General features: G+C 44.0%; 25 protein-coding genes. 19 read left to right on the forward strand and 6 right to left on the reverse strand.

What is annotated here, in order from left to right; genetic code table 11:
• The first annotated feature begins 3 nt into the window (after window positions 1–3).
• The 11 genes from NC238_03045 (at window position 4) to NC238_03095 (ending at window position 7,551) form a co-directional block, all read left to right on the forward strand.
• Window positions 4–1,263, forward strand: a complete 1,260-nt coding sequence (locus NC238_03045) for a hypothetical protein (protein ID MCM1564931.1) — start codon at window positions 4–6, stop codon at window positions 1,261–1,263.
• 58 nt (window positions 1,264–1,321) lie between these two features.
• Window positions 1,322–1,843, forward strand: a complete 522-nt coding sequence (locus NC238_03050) for a hypothetical protein (GenBank protein MCM1564932.1) — start codon at window positions 1,322–1,324, stop codon at window positions 1,841–1,843.
• Window positions 1,844–1,855: 12 nt separating this feature from the next.
• Window positions 1,856–3,619: a LamG domain-containing protein gene (locus NC238_03055; protein MCM1564933.1), complete on the forward strand. Its 1,764-nt coding sequence runs from the start codon at window positions 1,856–1,858 to the stop codon at window positions 3,617–3,619.
• Window positions 3,612–3,782, forward strand: coding sequence for a hypothetical protein (locus tag NC238_03060; protein MCM1564934.1), 171 nt, complete (start codon window positions 3,612–3,614; stop codon window positions 3,780–3,782). Before NC238_03055 ends, NC238_03060 begins: the two co-directional genes overlap by 8 nt.
• A complete protein-coding gene (locus NC238_03065; protein ID MCM1564935.1) occupies window positions 3,754–4,020 on the forward strand; it encodes a hypothetical protein in 267 nt (88 codons plus the stop codon). The genes NC238_03060 and NC238_03065 overlap by 29 nt, the downstream gene beginning before the upstream one ends.
• 67 nt (window positions 4,021–4,087) lie before the next feature.
• Window positions 4,088–4,429, forward strand: coding sequence for a hypothetical protein (locus tag NC238_03070; GenBank protein MCM1564936.1), 342 nt, complete (start codon window positions 4,088–4,090; stop codon window positions 4,427–4,429).
• Window positions 4,430–4,435: 6 nt separating this feature from the next.
• Complete coding sequence (locus NC238_03075; GenBank protein MCM1564937.1) at window positions 4,436–5,167, forward strand: M23 family metallopeptidase; 732 nt, start codon at window positions 4,436–4,438, stop codon at window positions 5,165–5,167.
• An 11-nt stretch (window positions 5,168–5,178) separates the two neighbouring features.
• The gene (locus tag NC238_03080) at window positions 5,179–5,523 is read left to right on the forward strand and encodes a DUF6527 family protein (GenBank protein ID MCM1564938.1); all 345 of its coding nucleotides are present in this window, start codon (window positions 5,179–5,181) and stop codon (window positions 5,521–5,523) included.
• Window positions 5,524–5,559: 36 nt separating this feature from the next.
• A complete protein-coding gene (locus tag NC238_03085) occupies window positions 5,560–6,144 on the forward strand; it encodes a hypothetical protein (protein MCM1564939.1) in 585 nt (194 codons plus the stop codon).
• 227 nt (window positions 6,145–6,371) lie between these two features.
• Window positions 6,372–6,554 carry a hypothetical protein gene (locus tag NC238_03090; GenBank protein ID MCM1564940.1) on the forward strand — a complete coding sequence of 61 codons (183 nt, stop codon included), beginning with the start codon at window positions 6,372–6,374 and terminating at the stop codon, window positions 6,552–6,554.
• 22 nt (window positions 6,555–6,576) lie between these two features.
• Window positions 6,577–7,551 carry an ATP-dependent Clp protease proteolytic subunit gene (locus tag NC238_03095; protein MCM1564941.1) on the forward strand — a complete coding sequence of 325 codons (975 nt, stop codon included), beginning with the start codon at window positions 6,577–6,579 and terminating at the stop codon, window positions 7,549–7,551.
• A 194-nt stretch (window positions 7,552–7,745) separates the two neighbouring features.
• On the opposite strand, the gene NC238_03100 is transcribed toward NC238_03095, so the two are convergent.
• Window positions 7,746–8,039 carry a hypothetical protein gene (locus NC238_03100; GenBank protein MCM1564942.1) on the reverse strand — a complete coding sequence of 98 codons (294 nt, stop codon included), beginning with the start codon at window positions 8,037–8,039 and terminating at the stop codon, window positions 7,746–7,748.
• A 61-nt stretch (window positions 8,040–8,100) separates the two neighbouring features.
• Window positions 8,101–8,508 (reverse strand): hypothetical protein, encoded by a 408-nt coding sequence (locus NC238_03105; GenBank protein MCM1564943.1) that lies wholly within the window; start codon window positions 8,506–8,508, stop codon window positions 8,101–8,103.
• Window positions 8,509–8,648: 140 nt separating this feature from the next.
• Here NC238_03105 and NC238_03110 point away from each other — a divergent pair, with 140 nt between their 5' ends.
• Entirely contained in the window at window positions 8,649–8,837 is a 189-nt protein-coding gene (locus NC238_03110) for an antitoxin (GenBank protein ID MCM1564944.1), read from the forward strand.
• Between the two features lie 290 nt (window positions 8,838–9,127).
• Here the strand turns inward: NC238_03110 and NC238_03115 are convergent, their stop codons facing one another.
• Window positions 9,128–9,361, reverse strand: a complete 234-nt coding sequence (locus tag NC238_03115; protein ID MCM1564945.1) for a helix-turn-helix transcriptional regulator — start codon at window positions 9,359–9,361, stop codon at window positions 9,128–9,130.
• Between the two features lie 152 nt (window positions 9,362–9,513).
• Here NC238_03115 and NC238_03120 point away from each other — a divergent pair, with 152 nt between their 5' ends.
• The 7 genes from NC238_03120 to hydF all read left to right on the forward strand — a co-directional run bounded on the left by NC238_03120 (window position 9,514) and on the right by hydF (window position 16,570).
• The gene (locus NC238_03120; GenBank protein MCM1564946.1) at window positions 9,514–9,720 is read left to right on the forward strand and encodes a helix-turn-helix domain-containing protein; all 207 of its coding nucleotides are present in this window, start codon (window positions 9,514–9,516) and stop codon (window positions 9,718–9,720) included.
• A gap of 11 nt (window positions 9,721–9,731) precedes the next feature.
• Complete coding sequence (locus tag NC238_03125; protein MCM1564947.1) at window positions 9,732–9,938, forward strand: hypothetical protein; 207 nt, start codon at window positions 9,732–9,734, stop codon at window positions 9,936–9,938.
• Window positions 9,939–11,109: 1,171 nt separating this feature from the next.
• Window positions 11,110–11,361: an iron-only hydrogenase system regulator gene (locus NC238_03130; GenBank protein MCM1564948.1), complete on the forward strand. Its 252-nt coding sequence runs from the start codon at window positions 11,110–11,112 to the stop codon at window positions 11,359–11,361.
• An 18-nt stretch (window positions 11,362–11,379) separates the two neighbouring features.
• A complete protein-coding gene (gene hydG / locus NC238_03135) occupies window positions 11,380–12,831 on the forward strand; it encodes a [FeFe] hydrogenase H-cluster radical SAM maturase HydG (protein ID MCM1564949.1) in 1,452 nt (483 codons plus the stop codon).
• 9 nt (window positions 12,832–12,840) lie between these two features.
• A complete protein-coding gene (gene hydE / locus NC238_03140) occupies window positions 12,841–13,929 on the forward strand; it encodes a [FeFe] hydrogenase H-cluster radical SAM maturase HydE (protein ID MCM1564950.1) in 1,089 nt (362 codons plus the stop codon).
• Window positions 13,920–15,335: an aspartate ammonia-lyase gene (locus tag NC238_03145; protein ID MCM1564951.1), complete on the forward strand. Its 1,416-nt coding sequence runs from the start codon at window positions 13,920–13,922 to the stop codon at window positions 15,333–15,335. Before hydE ends, NC238_03145 begins: the two co-directional genes overlap by 10 nt.
• The gene (gene hydF, locus NC238_03150) at window positions 15,323–16,570 is read left to right on the forward strand and encodes a [FeFe] hydrogenase H-cluster maturation GTPase HydF (protein ID MCM1564952.1); all 1,248 of its coding nucleotides are present in this window, start codon (window positions 15,323–15,325) and stop codon (window positions 16,568–16,570) included. The genes NC238_03145 and hydF overlap by 13 nt, the downstream gene beginning before the upstream one ends.
• Window positions 16,571–16,640: 70 nt before the next feature.
• Here the strand turns inward: hydF and NC238_03155 are convergent, their stop codons facing one another.
• The 3 genes from NC238_03155 to NC238_03165 all read right to left on the reverse strand — a co-directional run bounded on the left by NC238_03155 (window position 16,641) and on the right by NC238_03165 (window position 19,626).
• Complete coding sequence (locus tag NC238_03155) at window positions 16,641–17,309, reverse strand: DUF6320 domain-containing protein (GenBank protein ID MCM1564953.1); 669 nt, start codon at window positions 17,307–17,309, stop codon at window positions 16,641–16,643.
• A gap of 26 nt (window positions 17,310–17,335) precedes the next feature.
• Entirely contained in the window at window positions 17,336–18,619 is a 1,284-nt protein-coding gene (locus tag NC238_03160; GenBank protein ID MCM1564954.1) for a hypothetical protein, read from the reverse strand.
• Window positions 18,620–18,699: 80 nt separating this feature from the next.
• The gene (locus tag NC238_03165) at window positions 18,700–19,626 is read right to left on the reverse strand and encodes an alpha/beta hydrolase (GenBank protein ID MCM1564955.1); all 927 of its coding nucleotides are present in this window, start codon (window positions 19,624–19,626) and stop codon (window positions 18,700–18,702) included.
• Between the last annotated feature and the right edge of the window lie 122 nt (window positions 19,627–19,748).

The raw sequence follows: 19,748 nt of genomic DNA on the forward strand, positions 1-19,748 counted from the left end.
GTAATGATTAAGGAAAAAATACGCATGGAATTAGGAAAAAGAAACCCAATTCATGCTGAAGGCTTTGTTAGGATTGACTTAACAGATCCTATAAGTGGGAAAACAAAGAAAAGGGTAGAAGGCAAAAATATGGTGTTCCCAGAAAGTTTGTTCTCATCCTATGGGAGTACATGGCAGGAAAGAGTTTCTAATACTCTCATGTGCATGAATGATGATGCTACTGCACCTACTTTAGCTTTTCCATATTTAAGGGGGCAAACTATTGCTTACGGCAGACCGTCTCTGGGAACTCTAGGGACGTTCAGAGGCGCTTACAATGCAGCTAATCAGATATTGGCTGAACAATCTATGACTAAAACCAGATGGAAATTTCAATATGATTTCACTACGGCCCAAGGTAACAGTGGGACGATGAGAAATGTTGGTTTGACTACTCAATACTTAACAAGTTACCAATCAAGTCCGAATAAAAGGTTCAAGACATTGGGCGATTATACCCATGGATACTACACTAGCGACGGTAGATATAACTATAGTTGTTCTGGATCTGGAATCATTTCAAAATATGATCCATTTTTTAACACAACTACAACTATTGATGTATCCGCTATAGTAGGTACTATACAAAATAATTATAAATCAGTTGCATACGCTCCTAACACCGGTAAGGGATATATCTATATATACAGCGCAACTCCTGCAAACAGGCGGATGTATGTATTTAGCGATATGACATTCAGCACCCTTGAGAATACCTACTCTCCAACAATCTTGATATCTAACACTAGCGGTTATTCTTCATATGTTTACGGAAATTATTTATATTACACTCCTGATGGATCTAACCTATACAAAGCTGATTTTGTCAATAATATAGCTGTGGTAATGATTAACACCTCAGCCTATAACAATGCATCTTATACAGAAAGTAATTATGCTCAGAATAATGGTGCGATATATAATAGTTGTCCTATTCCAGGGACTAGTTATGTATTATTTGGTAATCAATACAGCGGCTCTGCTTGCAAAAGTTTTGTATTTAACCTAGCTAACGATACTATTATAGCTTTTACTGTAGGCATTACATCTAGCTATTATTCTACAGCGTTGGATATTCTTAACACAGAAAAAATGTTTTTAAACATAGTAAGTCCAACTCCCTTACACAATGCCGCTATATCGACCTATATCCTACCAGAACCAGTCACAAAGACAGAAGCCAACGGTATGACAGCAACCTATGAATTAGAGGTCTACTGGTAAAAAATATTTATGAGATCAAACGCCAAGGGGCGTATTTTTATTTTAAGGAGGATTGGCAATGGTTAAGACAAGAGAAGATTTTTTCCATACTAAAAAGGGTATGCCGATAGGTAAGGATCAACTGTACGGTTTGATTGTTGACCTTCTGGGGGCAGCGGTATTAGACGAAGGTGGAAATGAACAGGTAGGATCGCTTCAGTTATTAGATGGACAGTTAAGGGTAGTCGCTTCACAAAATGGGAGCTCTGCAAACTCAGTAGTGGCTACAATCGCCATAAACACAGCCTTATCAGCAGCTGTTGACTTAGGGAGTAGAACCCTGGTTGGTATCTCAATGCCTGCCGGCTGGGATGCAGCGTCAATAACCTTTGACGTATCAAACGATGGAATAAATTTTGGACCGATGTTTTTCGGTGGTTCAGAGTACACACTGTCTGAGGCTGCAGCGAGTAGGCGTATTACTGTAGACCCTCTATCCCTTCTAGCCTGGCGTTATGTCAAAGTCCGTTCGGGCATCAGCGGTACTACAGTCAACCAAACTGCCGCAAGGACGATTACACTCTGGACAAAACCGGTATAAGGAGGGGTTATTTTGAAACTACCTCTGTTCGCCCCTAAAAGCACATTGGTGCAGAATGGCTTGGTGATGAATTACGACTTCAGACAGAAGAACCTGCTGAAGTATAGTGAGGATTTCACAAATTCTGTGTGGTCAAAATCAACAGGATTATCTTTTATCAATGGGTATGACGACCCTTTTGGCGGAAAAAATGCTTGGTTGTTAGACGACCAAAGCACCACAGCAAGTTTAGAAGTTACCCAATTGATAACTGTGCCAAACGATGGATTAGCCAGAGTTTTTTCTGTTTATGTTAAACAAGGAACTGCGGAACAAACAGGTGTTTCGGTTAAATATACCGGAGGTACAAGCGTATCTGTAAACCCGGCCATAACATGGGCGACTAATACCATCTCAGGAACTGTGGCTAAGATGACACCAGTTGGAAATGGGTGGTATAGAGTACAAATACCAATTGTAAATAATACTTCTGGCAACACAGTATTGCAGCCAGAAATCTATGTATCAAAATGGTTAGCAGACGGTTCAACGACTGGTTCTGTTTATGTTGCCTTCCCTCAAGTAGAACTCGGCCCAGTTGCTACTTCCTATGAAAAAACCATGATAAACCAGACTTTGTGGAACAGAAAATTGGATAGTTATTCTGTAGCAAATTTAATTACAAATGGTAATTTTGCAAATGGTTTAACTGGGTGGACTGCTACAAATGCAACGGCAGCCGTTACTGATGGAGTGTGTACGGTTACTGGAAACGGTGTCGCCAGCAGTGTTTCTTTAGTGCGAACCAATGCTGGGGTCTTAGATGTGACACATAAATACTACACAAGACTAAAAGTAAAAGTTAAAAATGCCGTTGGGCCAACTATTAGAATTGATTATGATGGTAGTATAAATGGAACAAATAAGACTGTAACTAGCGTTACTAGTTCTATTGAAAATAATTTATACACACTTTCCGCTTTGGATACTCCTCCGGCAGATGCTACAGGAACATTTAAGGCTATTTTTACGCATGGATATGCTGATACAGCCACAGCTAATGGTAAACAAGCCGAAGTAACTGAGTTTTTCTGTGTAGATATGACCGCTTTATTTGGTGCAGGAAATGAACCTGCTACAGCGGCACAGTGCGACATGCTGTTCCCAATTTGGTTTGACGGCACAAGGGTTATGCAATTACCAAAATACAATGGGATTCTTGGGAGTACGACTGCTTCTGACACAAACGATGGGTATTGGAATGGTCAAGGCCTTGTAATGAGTACTGATGATTATATTAACTGTTATGTCACTAGTTTACTCGCAAGCAATACAAACGGATTAACAGTTATGGCTGTTGCTTATAGGGGTGTAGATACGTCTAGTGGAGTTTTAGTCGGTCAGTACAACGGAGGGGCTAATAAAAGGGAATGGGCTTTGGGCTTTAAATCATTTCAAGTACAAGAAGACCCTGCTCTATACGATGCTAATACTATGACCACTAATACAGGAAAATCTGGGACACATGTATCAACTGGTCTTTGGAAACCCGGAGGAAAAGCACAGCAAATTTATAATAATTTTGCTACTACCTCAGAATCGGTTAGTTCTGTTGCCGACATGGGAGATGCAGGTGCGGTTTTAGAGATTGGAAGATATAGCATAGGAACAACCTATATGAATGGTACTATGTACGGTGTTCTTATCTACAACAGAGCCTTATCCAAAGCAGAGATTTTACAGAATTACCGCTATCTCAAAAAGCAAATGGCTGAAAGGGGTGTCCAAGTTGCTTAAAGATGTGGACAAAACAGACAAGACTCCTGAGCAGATTAAATCAGAACGCAAGGCACTCTGGAAAAGGCCAAGTAAAAAAGAAGATAGAGACAAATTAAGAGACGAACGAATCATCGGGGCGAGGGGGGTCAGAAATGCCAACGGTAATAGTGTTTCCAAGTAAAACTGACGCCGACACTTATCTGCAGGAAGTGGCAGTTACCCCAGAAGGTGGAGTTTGGACATGGTATGACCCTGACAGTTCCAATAATGCTATCCAATACAATCAATCAACAGACGGAAGATGCGCAGTAGCACATAATTTCAGCGAGTCGGACAGGGCATGGTTAGAAATCTACCTCGAAGACAAGGCTCAATTTTATAATGAGCTGCCAAGTGATTGGCAGTATCGGGAAGAATAACTCACATTTTGTAAAAGTCCAACGCCAGCCGATGGCGTTATTTTTTATGCACGGAGGAGGCGGATTTGTGGAAAACACAACCTTAGCTGCAGCAGCTGCGTTGATAGGAATTGCGGGGACAATTAGCGGCGGTATTTTAGGGGTCACCGGATTTTGCCGAATAGCAAAAAAGGACCAAAAAGAAGAAAAAAAAGAGTGTCAAGAAGAAGGGCAGAAGGAAGGAATCAAAGAGGGGCTATTAAAAGCCGACACTGAATATATCCGCCGCCGGATAGATGATGTTCTCCTGGAGCAGCGAGAGACAAATAAGACCCTTAATGTTCATGCAGAACGACTGACGAGGGTTGAAGAATCAGCCAAACAGGCCCACAAAAGAATTGATGAACATATCGGGCAGGAAAGGAGTTGAGAGATCATGAGCATGCCTGTAAGGAATGCAAAGATAACTAACGCGTACCTGGATCCGAAAACCAAGGGAGATTACAAAAAAACCACCGTGAACCCGAACGGCGACCACCGAGGAATGGACATTATCGGTACGGACGGAACGTACGTCCCGACTTACGCTGCAGTAGCCGGGACCATCATCGCATCCAGCTATGATAAAGCCGGGTGGGGCAACTTCGTCATCCTGCGGACAACCGACGGAAAATACGACCTTATTTATGGCCATCATTCTAAAGTTTTGGTAAGCCAGGGAACCAAAGTCAAGGCAGGGCAGCAACTTGGAGTCATGGGCACCAGCGGAAATTCGACCGGCATCCATCTGCACTTTGAGGTTCGGAAAGCACCGTGGAATAACCAGATCCACGTCAGTCCGGCCACGTTCCTGGGGATCAAAAACGAGCGCGGGAATGTGGTTAGCTTACCAACTGCAACGACAACGACCGGCAAAACATATACGGACGTTGTCCTTTGCAACGCAGGAGCCGACGAAAGAGCAGCAGCATACCTGGCTGATTGGTTGGGGACGGAGATTGTACTTTTGAGCAAAGCCAGCACAATCAAGGTCACAGGCACCGCCTATATTATCGGCAGCAGCGCAAAACCGTTTGACAATACGGTAAATATTGTCGGCGCCGATCGGTTTGATACCGGCCTGGTTGTCTTGCGGGATTACTGCAAAAAAGCCATCAAAGTCGCCTAAGGAGGAAACCCATGAAAGTAAGATTAAGACGGTGCAAAGATGGAGACCAAGAATATGATTTGGCTTGGTTTATGTGTCCTGGTTGCAACGAGCATCATGCTCCAAAGGTTCACAGCCCTCATGGGTGGGGTTACAATGATAACCCTGAAAAACCAACATTTACACCGTCAATTTTAGTTCGAGGCACTAAGCGAATAACTGACGATGAAGCAGAGATGATCATGAGAGGCGATCACATAGAGCCAGTACCTTTTATCTGTCATAGCTTTGTGACCGATGGCAAAATTCAATTTCTAAACGACTGCACTCATTCGCTTGCTGGGCAGACGGTTGAGCTACCAGAAATAGCTGATTAGTTTTTCAAATGATATAAAAAACAGGAGGAAAAAAGTATGTTTACAAACTTAGATTATTTCAGTCTCGGAGTCGGAGCGGTAGTGGGGGTCATCATCGCCTTGCTAATCGTTATCATTTACGCCAAAAAGGCAGCAAGCGGAGGGAAGATTGACGTCGGCGACGTTATCGATGGAGCGCAGGATCTCCTGGATGACGCCGAAAAGGTCAACAACATCAGTAAAGCATTCCTACCAACTTCCATCACCAGCATTACAAGCAAGATCATCGAGACCGCGGAACTTGCCGTAAATGCCAGCGACCAACTTTATAATTCTGGTCAGCTGCCGGTGGATGAGCGTTTCACCAAGGCCGTAAACTCAGTTAAAAATGCCCTTGGGATTGAGGGAGTAACCGTCACAGCAGAAATGCTTGAGTTTATCAACGACACCATCGAGGGCCAGATCGGCAAGAAGAAAGCTACGATCGGGACGGCAGTGACGCCAACGGCGACTGACGAACTGACGGTAGAAGAAGCGACAACTCAAACGGTAGATATGGACATTATTATACAAGCACTGGCAGCCGCCGGCATAACAGTGACATCAAATACAGAGTCGGTCGGATCAGAGCCGGCAGCATAATGAGAGGCACCGAGGGAGTAAGATCCTTCGGTGCTTTTTTTATTATTTGCCGAAGTTCTTCCGTGTGGTTTACGATAAATAAGTATATAATATTAAAAAAGAATCTATGTTCGAAAGGGAATCCCCATATTTTGTCGAAGATTTAATGCAATATCAAAACTAAATATGGAATAAAAATGAAACTATATGGACATCACAACATATACTAAAAATAAAGGAGGGATATCATGAATCGTCAGGACCAGATAAATAAAGCATATGAGAGATTTGGTATTCCTATGAATCAAATCCCTGATTATACTAATGCAGAGGAGTTTTCTCAAAACTTTGAGAAATGCTCAATATTAAGAGATGTTAATGTTTCGTACTCGACTAGTTCTACCTACAATAATTTGCAATATAAAAAATAAAGAAATGAATTAGGGGGATTAAATGCCAAGTTGGAATGAGGTATTGAACGAACTTCAAGAGTGTAAAAGGGTTGATGCCTTAGATTTTATTCGTAGAAAATATTTAGAGCAATTATATTCCCTTACAGGGAGAAATGTAATTGCTTATTATTCTGGATGGCTACAAAAACCAGGAATTAAAAACACGGCCATAAATGATGAAGATAAAAATGGCCTAATGGCAGTAATTCATAAATTGGATAAAAGTAAAGGTCTGGACCTTATTTTGCATACTCCAGGTGGAGATATTGCTGCAACTGAATCTATTGTTGACTATTTACGTAAATTCTTTGGCAACGACATAAGGGCAATAATCCCTCAATTGGCAATGTCAGCGGGAACAATGATTGCATGTTCGTGTAAAGAAATAATTCTTGGGAAACAATCAAGTTTGGGGCCTATAGATCCTCAGTTTAATGGAATTTCTACATATGGTGTAATAGAGGAATTCGAAAGAGCATTAAAAGAAACTTCAGAGGATACTAAGAAAATTCCTATGTGGCAGGTTATAGTAAGTAAGTACCATCCCACTTTTATTGGCGATTGTGAAAAAGCCATCGAATGGTCAACCGATTTAGTAAAAAGTTGGCTTCAAACAGGCATGTTTATAGGAGACCCAGAGGCTGAAGAAAAAGCTTCAATTATCGTTAGTTCTTTGACGAATCATCAACAAACAAAGTCCCATGCGAGACATATTCCTTATGAAGAGTGTGAACGTCTCGGATTGAAAGTAAGCAAGCTCGAAAACGATAATAACTTTCAGGATATCGTATTGACAATACACCATGCATATATCCACACATTTGCGAGTTCTCCAGCAATAAAAATCGTTGAAAATCATTTAGGGATAGCAATGGTACAGCAACAACAAGTACAACAGCTTATTCAGATTCCGCAAGGTGGACAAGCCTTGCCCTTAAACCTCCTGCCAATGAACGGAGATATAATTGAAGAGTGAAACGTTTAAAGTCTTGGGAAGGGTCTGCAAAGACTCTTCTTTTGTTTATATCAAATAATCAAAGATCAAATTTATATAAAGGCCAGCCATGCACGGCCAGCTCGTGGCGGGTTCCCGCGACCTCCCCGGAGCTCATGGAGCGGATCCGGATCATCGGTTTCGGCCTGTACCCAGCAGGCCATCGTCAGGCGGGTTTATTGTTTGAGCAATATCGAGAACATCAAATTGTTTAAGTCCAGAAACAACAGGTCGATGCAATCATAAGACCGAGCAACTTCACCATTAACAAGTAGATCACCAGCTACAGCATAACCCATTGGATAAAATTCTTGCCTAATGACAATATCAATATTACCTTTAACGTATGCTTTCAGATCAGATAGTATATTTGCCTTTTCGTGCTCGGCCTGTTTAAGTAGCTCGGGTAATGCGCTCTTGCTGCACAAAAAGTAACTGTTTATTTCGGGTTCGGTTATTACAACTGACATTTTACATACCATCCTTTCTTTAGAAGCCGGGCTTAGCCGCCCGGCTTTCGGCGTTATCGTTTTAGTGATTGTATCGGTACTTGCCCCAGGCGGCGAGTTGCTCGCTATCCATCGGCTCCGGAGAGTCCGTCTCGATATAATCCTGCGGCCCAAAAACCGCCAGCTCGTCGGAGAGAAAGTCAGCCTGCGTGATAACCTTCGCAATGCATCCATCACTGGTGGGGATTTCGATGCGGTGCAAGTAGAGATTTCTGTCGTAAAACCAGTCTGACTTTATATATCGCTCCTCGGCGTCGGTTCCTCCAATTTCGCTGATGTATTTTGCCAGGCCACCGAAAGCCTGAATTCTGGTCGGAGCTTTATCCCAATCGCTGATGTCGCCGAGTATGATGTCCGCACTTGCTTTGTATCCATTGTCTTTGAATTCGATGCTGGAAACGGTCCCATGGTATTTATAAAGCTGGCTCATTTTTTGTTTCCTCCTTTTATATGTACTATTGTTAGTACATATAAAATATACCATAGCGTTATTACATTGTCAATAAAAATTGTACTAATGTTATTGTATTATTTATAACGTTATGGTACTCTATTGCTGAGGTGATGAAGATGCCGCCGACAGCAAGAACCAGGGCGAACCGTAAGTATAACGAAAAAGCATACGACCGGATAGGAATAACGGTCCCGAAAGGCGATAAAGAAAAGATTAAGTCCGCAGCCGATCAGGCCGGAGAAAGCGTAAATGCTTTCATCAATTCAGCAATACAGGAGCGCATAGCGAAAAGCACCGAAGAGTAAAAAATTCGGTGCTTTTTCTGTATTTCAGGGGGTACATATATACCTCGGACAACTTTTTAACGCCTTACAGAGCAAATGTGAAGGCGTTATTTTTGGCTTATTTAGGCGTTTTTTAGCTGTAAAAGTTTATTAAGACTTTAATCGCATATTCATATATTTTTAAAGCCTGGATCTTAGTCTAGGCTTTTTTACATTAATTTGTCATTTACAAAATCTACTAAATAGTGACATAATTCTACTAATGTGTGGAATAACCAATTAAAAAAACTCCTTCATGGAGTTTGCTTTTTTTAAACGTTGTAGAAGATGTCTTCTACTATGTATTTTTTCTTCACGTACTTTGTGAGTCTTGCTGCAATATCTATGGCCCGGCCTAAAGAAGGTTGACCTTCCTGGTTCTCATACCTGCTTAAGATTTTTTTGTTAACCTTGATTATCTTTCCCATATCTTCCTGGGTGAGTTTAATTCCTTCCTTTGCAGAGATGTCTAACCTGATTTGCAGCAAGCGATTCCTTGTTTCCAAAGGATCACGTCCAGTCAAGTATTGTGTCTGTTAATTAGTATACATGATATGACTTATGCATGGAACATTATTTTGTCGAAAAATATTACGCTTGAAGAAAAGAACGTTCGACAAGAATTAATTACTTTTTTAAGACCATTGGAGTATTATTGATGTCGTTGGGGGAACGGATCCGGCTGCAAAGAGAGTCTTTAGATTTGACAAGGTCGTATTTAGCTGATAAAGCAGAAATAAGTAGGCAATATCTTAAGCAGATAGAAACGAGTAGGGTTATTCCAGGGGTAGCGTCTTTATCAAGAATTGCAGTAGTTTTGGGGGTGGCTTTAAGCGAATTACTTAATTTAAGTCAAGAAAATTGATGGAGGACATAATGAATGCAGTAAGGATTATAGATAACGTGAATAACGCATATCATCGGTTAGATAATTGTATAATTTTGATGAGAGAAAGACTGAGACGGATGGAAGGGGTTACTGATCTAAAAAAACTTCTAGAAGAGCAGGATGGGATTGAAGATGCTCTGAATATAATGGAAGATTCCGTACATGAATTATCAAAAATTAAAGAGGCTTGTTAAGTTTCAAAGGATGCCCTGGAATGAGCATCCTTTATATTATTGATGACTTCTGCAACCACTTCTGCAACCCGGTCGAAAAAATGCGGTATGATGAGGTATGTAACATATTATTAAAAGCATAGAACCCGCTATTCATCAATGTTTTAATATTAGATAAAACAAATAGGGATACCCGACAAAGCACTCGTAATGAGCAGGTCGTCGGTTCGATTCCGACCATCGGCTCCACAAGTATTAAGACCTCTAGGGTTTTTCCTTGGAGGTTATTTTTGTGTTTGTATGCGTATTGTGTGCCAGGAGAATTTACAATTTATTAATAGTTTTTTACTCAGTTTTACAAATCGACCTTTGAAGTTAACCTTTTTTACTTGTGCATGAAAACATGCACCAAAACGCAAGATTTTTTAATAAAAGCTTATGCATGTACTATTTTAGCGCAAAATACCATTGATTACCAAGGTTCATGCAGGTTTTGATAGTTTTGAGCAGCCCCTATTTACTAATTGCTAAAATAAGCAACAAGTGGAACGCATCTGGTTGCTTTTTTAATATTTGAATTTATTTTAAATGTCATCCTTTTGGCTCCTGCTTCGGAATGCTCCTATGTCCCGATCAGTGAGCCGGTATTGTGACTTCTCAAAATTGAAGTTCAGATCGAAGGACTTTAGTTTCCCGCATCGATCTTCAATATTCTGTACAATTTTTGTAGTAGTTTCGCTCAACATAAGACATAGATCGTCTTTTGTAAATCCATTTTTTCTGATTATCATTTTGCAGCCCTTTACTAATATATTTATAGACAGAGTTTCCTGTGAAAGTGCTAATCCTTCATCTGGATAGGCATAATATCAATGGTGACATTTTGGTTTGCTATAGCCAATGCAAAAAAGATGGAATAATGCATGATAATCCATGATAATGCATAGAACCATACCTAGAACTGTCTTGACAACATAAAGAATACATGATAGATTTTAGTTTAATTAAATTGCAATGTATCTGCTCACAACTCGTTTGTCTGGAGATACAAGGCTCGTTTTTTACCCGACCGCAAGGTATATCCGAGTGGAAAGGCGCTCATCCGGCATGTGTGTTTTCTTTTTTTGCCGTTTTGCTCCCTTTCCGTGGCTTGCGGAAAGGGAGTTTTTGATTTTTAAAGGAGGCCAAACCTATGAACAAAAGAATTGGTATTATCGGCATTGTGGTTGAAGATCTCTCTTGTGTGGAGCATATCAATGCGATTCTGCATGAATATGCCGGACTGGTCGTCGGACGGATGGGAATTCCCTACGGAGAACGGGGCGTATCAGTTATCTCGCTGATTGTCGACGGCAGTAATGATGAAATCAGCGCGCTGACCGGCAAACTGGGCAGAGTCTCCGGCGCGTCCGTTAAATCCATGATTACAAAAAGCAATAAGTAATTTGAAGGGACGCAAAATATGAATTTTCTTGATAAATATCAAAAGGAATTCGAGGAGTACGACAAGCTTGACCATGATTTTATTAACGACGACAAGATATGGGAACAGCTGAACAAATGGCACAACCCGTCTAGAGAAGACATGCGTCGCGTGCTAAAAAAAGCGGAGCAGTGTGTACGGCTCGAGCCGGAGGAAACAGCGATTCTTATCCAAAACAAGGATGAGGATACGATACAGGAGATGTATGAACTGGCCCATCAGCTGAAAGAAGAGGTTTACGGAGACCGTATCGTGTTTTTCGCGCCGCTTTATATCAGCGATGAATGCGCGAACAACTGCAAATACTGCGGTTTCCGCTCAAGCAACACGGCGATGCACCGCAAAACGCTCAGTATGGATGAAATCGAGCAGGAAGTGCGGATCATGATAGAAGAAGGCCAGAAACGTACTGTACTCGTTTATGGCGAATCTCCCGCAACCGAAGTGGATTTCATGTGCGATACGATCAAAAAAGTCTACAGCGTAAAAACACAGCACGGTGAAATCCGCCGCGCAAACATTAACTGCGCGCCGCTCACCGTCGAAGAGCTGAAAAAACTTCAGGAAGTCGGTATCGGCACGTTCCAGGTCTTTCAGGAAACCTACCACCATGAAACTTATCATAAAATACATCCGGCTGGGACCATCAAGGGGCATTACCGCTGGAGACTTTACTGTATGGACAGGGCACAGAAGGCCGGCATCGACGATATTGGACTCGGCGTTTTGTTTGGCCTGTACGACTGGCGTTTTGAGGTCATGGCCCTTTTATACCATACCATTCATCTGGAGGAAACTTTCAACGGTGTGGGACCGCACACAATCTCATTCCCCAGAATTACTTCGGCAACCGGTACGCCGTTTTCCGATCACCCTGAGTATGCGGTCAGCGACAGCGACTTCAAAAAACTTGTTGCCGTCTTGCGCCTGTCCGTCCCATATACTGGCATGATTTGTACTGCACGTGAACCGGAAAAAGTGCGCAGGGAGGTAATCTCGTTTGGGGTTTCACAGATCGATGCTGGAACGCGCATTGGCGTCGGCGCTTATGCACAGTCCAAGGATGCAAACCAGCTTCCCGACAAAGAGCAGTTCTCCATCGGCGATTCGCGTGCACTGGATGATGTTATCGGCGAAATATGCGATATGCAGTTTATCCCCTCTTTTTGCACGGCATGCTACCGTGCAGGCCGTACGGGAGAACATTTTATGAAGGTCGCAAAATCCAGGTTCGTACATAACTACTGCATACCGAACGCCATTTTCACGCTGAAGGAATACCTGCTCGACTATGCGTCGGATGAAACAAGGGCCAAAGGCGAAAAAGTTCTCAAACAGCATGTCGAGCGGTTTAAAGGTGATCCAGCCTACGACACGATACTTGAGAATTTAAAGCGGCTGGAAAAAGGCGAACGTGATTTACGCCTGTAGGAGAAGTCTATGGATTTAAGTCTAAAAGACCCGGAAGGGTTCTCAAAATGGATGAATTCAGCAGTAAAAAAGGAACTTTCCGATATTATCCGGTATTTTTTTGAGGAAGCAACGGCAGAAGAATGGTCGGTGATGTCCTCTTATGCAAATGAGCTGCGGGAAAAATATTATGGCAAAAAGGTTTACTTTAGGGGGCTGATTGAGTTTTCCAGCTTTTGCAGGAACGATTGTTTCTACTGCGGACTTTGCAGAAGCAACCGAAGTGCCAAAAGGTACCGTTTGACGCCGGAGGAAATTCTTGATTGCTGCCGGACGGGCTATGATCTGGGTTTTCGCACCTTTGTGCTGCAAAGCGGCGAAGATAAGTATTTTACAGACGCGCGGCTGTGTCACACCATATCAGGGATCAAGGAGTTTTTTCCGGATTGTGCGGTGACCCTTTCAATGGGAGAGCGAAGTTTCGCTTCCTATAAATACCTATTCGATGCCGGGGCTGACCGGTACCTTCTGCGTCACGAAACGGCCGATGAGGCCCATTACGGCAAACTACATCCGTCGGAACTCAGCTTAAAAAATCGCAAACAGTGCCTATATCATCTAAAGGAAATCGGCTATCAGGTCGGAGCCGGCTTTATGGTGGATTCTCCTTTCCAGACCTTCGATACACTGGCGGAGGATTTTCTGTTTCTGAGAGAACTGAAACCCCAAATGATCGGCATCGGTCCGTTTATTCCGCAAAAGGATACAAGGTTCCGGGGTTATTGCACGCCGTCCTCCAGTCGGACATTGGCCCTGCTGTCCCTTATCCGGATCATGCTGCCGAAAACCCTTCTGCCTGCTACTACAGCGCTCGGCACCATCGACCCCCTGGGGCGTGAAAAAGGACTAAAGGCCGGTGCCAATGTCGTCATGCCCAATCTTTCCCCGGTTAAGTACCGCAGGGATTATGCTTTATATGATAATAAAATCTGTACCGACGAAGAGGCGGACGAATGCCTTTCCTGTCTTGCACGGCGTATTACGTCGGTCGGTTATATACCTGATTTTTCACGCGGGGACTATATAGACTTTTTAGGAAAGGATTCATCATGCGGATAGAACAAGACATGCTGGGTGAGATGCAAATCAGTGACGGCGCGTATTATGGAATTCACACGGCGCGCGCGATGCAGAACTTCAAAATTACGGGCGTGCCGATTCACGCCGCGCTGGTTGACGCACTGGTATGCGTCAAAAAGGCCGCGGCAATTACAAACCGCGACATCGGCGCTTTGGACGGAAATATTGCGGGCGCGATCATAGCGGCATGTGACGAAATCCTTTCGGGTGCACTGATGGATCATTTTGTTGTTGACTGCATGCAGGGCGGAGCGGGCACCTCCGCAAATATGAATGCAAACGAAGTGATCGCGAACCGTGCCATCGAACTGCTTGGTGGACGCAAGGGCGACTATACCCTTGTTCATCCACTGGATCATGTAAACTTTCATCAATCGACAAACGACGTGTTTCCAACCGCAGTGCGCATCGCTGCTATTCGCCTGCTTATGCCTGTTACGGAGCAGTTTGCCGCGCTGCAAACCACGCTTCAGGATAAGGAAGAGGAATTCTCCGATATCTTAAAGGTAGGCCGAACGCAGCTTCAGGATGCAGTTCCCGTCACGCTCGGTCAGGAATTCGGAGCGTGGGCACAGGCCGTTTCACGCGATCGCTGGCGGCTTTATAAGGCGGAGGAACGGCTCCGGCAGGTCAATATCGGAGGAACTGCCGTGGGAACCGGAATAAACGCCCCCAAAGCTTACATTTTCGCAATGATCGAACGTCTGCGGGAGCTCACGGGAATTGGCTTGGCACGGGCTGAATACATGATGGACCCTACGCAAAACTGTGACGTATTTGTCGAGGTTTCCGGCCTTTTGAAAGCGGCGGCGGTCAGCCTTACAAAAATTGCGAATGACTTACGGCTTTTGTCCTCGGGTCCGTGCGCGGGAATCGGCGAAATTGTTTTACCCGCCATACAGGCCGGCTCCTCGATCATGCCGGGTAAAGTCAATCCCGTGATGTGTGAAGCCGTAAATCAGGTAGCTTTTCAAATCATGGCGGACGATATGGCGGTAACTCTGGCGGCACAGGCGGGGCAGCTTGAATTGAACGCCTTTTTGCCCCTGATTGCAAAAAACCTATTTGACATGCTTGATCTGCTTGGGTCTGTTCTTCCCCTCTTCATCGGCCGTTGCATCAGAGGAATTCAGGCTAACAGGGAAAGCTGCCTGCAAAAACTGAACGATAGCTTTACCCTGGTAACGGCTTTGAGCGGATACATCGGGTATGACAAAGCGTCCGAAGTTGCTGCCCTGTGTCGAAAAACAGGCAAATCGGTAGGGGAAATCGTGCTGGAACAACACCTGATGGACAAACAGATGCTGAATGAAATTTTAAAACCAGAACGGCTTACGTCACCCGGAGCCGCAATGGAAAAGGAGAAAGGGCAATGGAAAATATGAACGCAACACCTATGGCAAGCCGGTTTGCTATAGGGCTTTTCGGAAAGAGGAATGCCGGGAAATCCTCTCTTATCAACGCTATCACCGGGCAGGACATTGCGATTACTTCCGATGTGCCGGGGACGACGACGGATCCCGTTTATAAGGCTATGGAGCTTTTGCCGATCGGGCCGGTCGTATTGATTGATACCGCAGGACTCGATGACGTGGACGGACTTGGAGCGCTACGTGTTGAGAAAACCTATGAAGTTTTGCGGAAATGCAACCTCGCAATTGTTGCCGTTGATGTGCAGTTAGGCATCTCGGAGTTTGAGGCGGAATTCATTGAACAACTCAAGCGAAGGAAGGTTCCGTCCGTTTGCGTACTGAATAAATGCGACAAAGGAGTGCTGGACGCAGGCGAGCTTGAGAAGCTGAAAGAGCTTGCCGGGATCCCGCTGATATGCGCAAGCACAATAAACGGATTTGGAATTGATGAAATAAAAAAGCAAATCGTTGCAAATTCTGGACTTGAGGATGCGGAACCGGCGTTGGTCAGTGATTTGATCCACGCGGGCGACATTGCCGTACTAGTGACACCCATCGACAAGTCGGCTCCCAAAGGTAGGCTGATACTTCCTCAGCAGCAGACGATCCGCGATATCATCGAAAGCGATGCGATGGTGATCGTAACAAAAGAGCACGAGCTCAAGCTGACGCTCGAACGTTTAAAGACGCCCCCCGCCATCGTGATTACGGATTCACAGGCCTTTCTTAAAGTGTCCGCGGACACCCCTCCCGGGATTCCCGTGACATCGTTTTCAATTCTGTTCGCACGGCAAAAGGCGGACCTCGCGGAAATGGTGCGGGGTGTCAGGCGCATTGAAAAGCTGGCCCCTGGGGACAAGGTTCTCATTGTCGAGGGTTGTACCCATCACCGTCAGTCGGACGACATCGGTAAAGTAAAAATCCCGCGCTGGATACGCCAGATCGCGGGCGGGGGAATTGAATTTGAATGGGCAAGCGGCGCCTGTTTTCCAAAGGATATCTCCGGATATGCCGTGATCATCCACTGCGGCGGCTGTATGTTGAACCGCAGGGAAATGCAGTACCGCGTGCAAAAAGCGCGGGAACGTAGCACATCGGTTACCAATTACGGAATATTGATCGCATACGTAATGGGCATTCTCCCAAGGGCATTAAGGCCCTTTCCCGCCGCAAGTCTGGCTTTGGAAGAAGTTGAGCCGATTAAATAAGCAAACATTTAACATGGATTGGAATGCGGACAACTTATATCCAACCCCGGGGCTACCGGCAACAACCTTGTTAAATATGCATGCGTTTGGCTAGTTCTGCCTTGATATTTTCCCCTTGAAAGATCAGGATCGCAGACAGGAATATGATGCTGACGGCAACAGAGATTACAGAAGGGTATAGCACATGAATCCAGTCAAACAAGAGGAATATTACCGGAATGATGCCGAGAAGACCATCTAACAGAAAATAAGTAATGTAATCCCTGGCCCTGAGCTTCATAATTTTCGCTGTTACATACAGCACAAACATGGCGGAAACAAACAAAATAGGAACAACAAAGTCTAGGGACCAGCCCCGCCAGCCGGTTCCCCAGTCCCAGACAACACTAAGAAAAGATAAAATGGTTACCTGCCACATGATATTCTTGGTAATATGATGTCTTTTCTTAATGACGATAATCAAACTCAGCCACATGCTGATGAGACCGAATAAAGCAAAAACAGGCCAGTTTATACTCGAGGGAAATAACGCATAGACCACAAAACTGACGACCAGAGCAACGACAGAGGCAAAAATCATAATCCGCAGGGCTAGGTGCCGTTCATAGAACGGAGGAACCACCGGATAGATTTCCTGCTGACCGCAGGCACCATCGTCTCCCGGCAGAATATTTCCGCATAGGGGACAATCCTTTTTATTACCGCGTACGCGGACCTGGCAGTGGCTGCAATATTGCATAAAGATGATCCTCTCTGTTTACTCAATTAAAGATTGCTTGTAATTTCAATGTCGATGCCTTTTTCCGAAAGGAACTCAAAAAAAGTTCGTTGGATTTCAGTTTCCCGGAAGGGTGAACTAAAACTCACAGACAGCCTGTCATTGTAGGAGCATATGCTGATATGAGGCATTCTAGCGCTGCTGCAGAGGCTAAACTGCCGAATATAGCGTTTGAATTCCTCTGGAAGCAAGATTTGACCAATATTCGTTATTGCCGCAGTGATCCCCCTGTCAGCAATTTTACTGGCCAGGCGCAGCGAATAATCCTTGAAAGGTAAAGGAATAATCCGGGTAAGAAGATTCTTTTCAATTGACATTAATTGATTTAAGTGTTGATTTAAGCTTTCTGCAGTAAGCTCTTTTCGAAAGTCCTCGCTTACGCCTCGAATCACGTCTTGAAAATCGAAGCTTTCTTGACCAAAGGCATAACCAATATTCATCGTGCTGAAAAAATTTCGGGTTGTTTCAGATTGGAAAAAATTCCGCAAATTAATCGGGACGGACAAAACGACGGGATCATTCTTCGTGCGTACAGGTCTTTCTTTATGTAGGGCATAAATAAACAAGGCGGCAATAAAAACAGTCAAAGTAGCATTATATTCATGTGCTAATCCCAAAGCTGCCTTGGCAGACATCGAACCTTCGATTACTTTCACTTTGTTTTCATCCAGCCTGGTTCCACGGATGCGATAAGTTCGGGCCGTTTTTGCTTTGTTCGGGTTATCCATCAGCTTCAGAATATCTAGATCCCGGCCTTCAAAATACCTGCCGAAACTGTCATCCATTTTTTCGCTGATCGAGGCGTTTGGCTTGAATTCAGGGATTTGGTCCGCAGAGGCTTCCTTATGCCGCAGCCGGATATACTGATAGATCAGGGTTCTCATGAACCAGAGCGCCCCAGTACCGTCAGATAAAGCATGAAAAATTTCCAGATTGATTCTGTTGTGGTAATAGGACACCCGGAAAAGCAAATTCTTTCTGTCATCAAGATAGATCGGAGCACAGACCGGATCAGACTCCCTTTCAACTACCGGATGCAGGTCGCTGGTCTGAAAATAATACCAGAATACGCCTTTCCTTAAGACGGATTTGTAAAACGGAAAATAATCCATCGTAATATTCAGGGCTTCCTGCAACATTTCAGGATCTACAGCGTTATAGAGTTCACAGGCCAGCCGGAATACTTTCGTGTCTTTATTGCTGCATGTTGCCGGAAAGATCTTAGAGGCATTATCCAGTCTAGTCCACTCAACGCTCTTTCGCTGTCTCATTCGATCACCTTTCTGATATCGTACTATGTTAATCCTAAAATTAGAATATTGAGAATCTGCTCGTCATCATATTATAATTTTTAGGTTGACAATGTACTGTCATCTAAAAAAGAATTAATCACCTTATAGCATGTGATGAGGTGCTCCGTGTTCCATGCTAGCGAGAAGAAACCATGAACCGCGTCTTTCATTCGGTATATCCTGACATCGTTGCCGGATTCCCTCAGACGTATTCCATAAGCCTCCCCCTCATCGCGGAGTGGGTCAAATTCAGCCGTGATAATCAGTGTCTGGGGCTGATTCGATAAATCTTTGGCTAAGAGTGGTGCCGCGTAAGGGTTGTTGCGGTCTTCTTCTCTTTGAACATATAGATCCATATAATCCTGAATGCGTTTGGCAGTTAATATATAATCTGTACCATTTTCCCGTATAGACGGAAATGGAGAGCTTGGGCTATGATCAATATAGGTTGCGGGATAGATGAGTATTTGACGGGGGGGCAGAAATTCACCCCTGTCTCTGGCCATTAAAGACACGGCTGCTGCCAGATTGCCGCCCGCACTGTCCCCAATCAAGGTAATATCCTTGGGGCTGCATTGCAGTAGATCATGGCGTAAGGATAACTCCCTGGCAACATGATAACATTCCTCAATGCCGGCTGGGAAGGGGTTTTCCGGCGCTAAAAGATAATCTACGGAAATAACCGTATGATGGGTCTGATCCGCCATTTTGGCACAGACATTGGTGTAGGAATCAATATCTCCAGTAACCCATCCTCCGCCGTGAAAGAAGATTAGAACTCTGGGGATTTCTTGGTTTTCAGGACGAAAAATCCGCACCGGGATTTGTCTTGAAGCAACAATGATCTTATGGTCCAATAAATTGTACAGCGGCTTAAAATATGGATGTACAACCTTCTGGACTTTCCGGTAGATCTTATAGGTCTTTTTAATATTTACATCCGGATAGGACAGTGCTTTTAAAAGCCTTTTTCTGAAGCGTTTCATTGAACGACCTCTCCTTCTCTGTGCTATCCTATCCTGATTCCATTATAATCGAAAAACGCAAGTTTATCGATTATAATTCCACATTCGCTGGCGGCAATTTGTTCCCTTATTTGATGCTTGTC

It is taken from the genome of Dehalobacter sp. (assembly GCA_023667845.1).
Taxonomy (GTDB): Bacteria; Bacillota; Desulfitobacteriia; order Desulfitobacteriales; family Syntrophobotulaceae; genus Dehalobacter.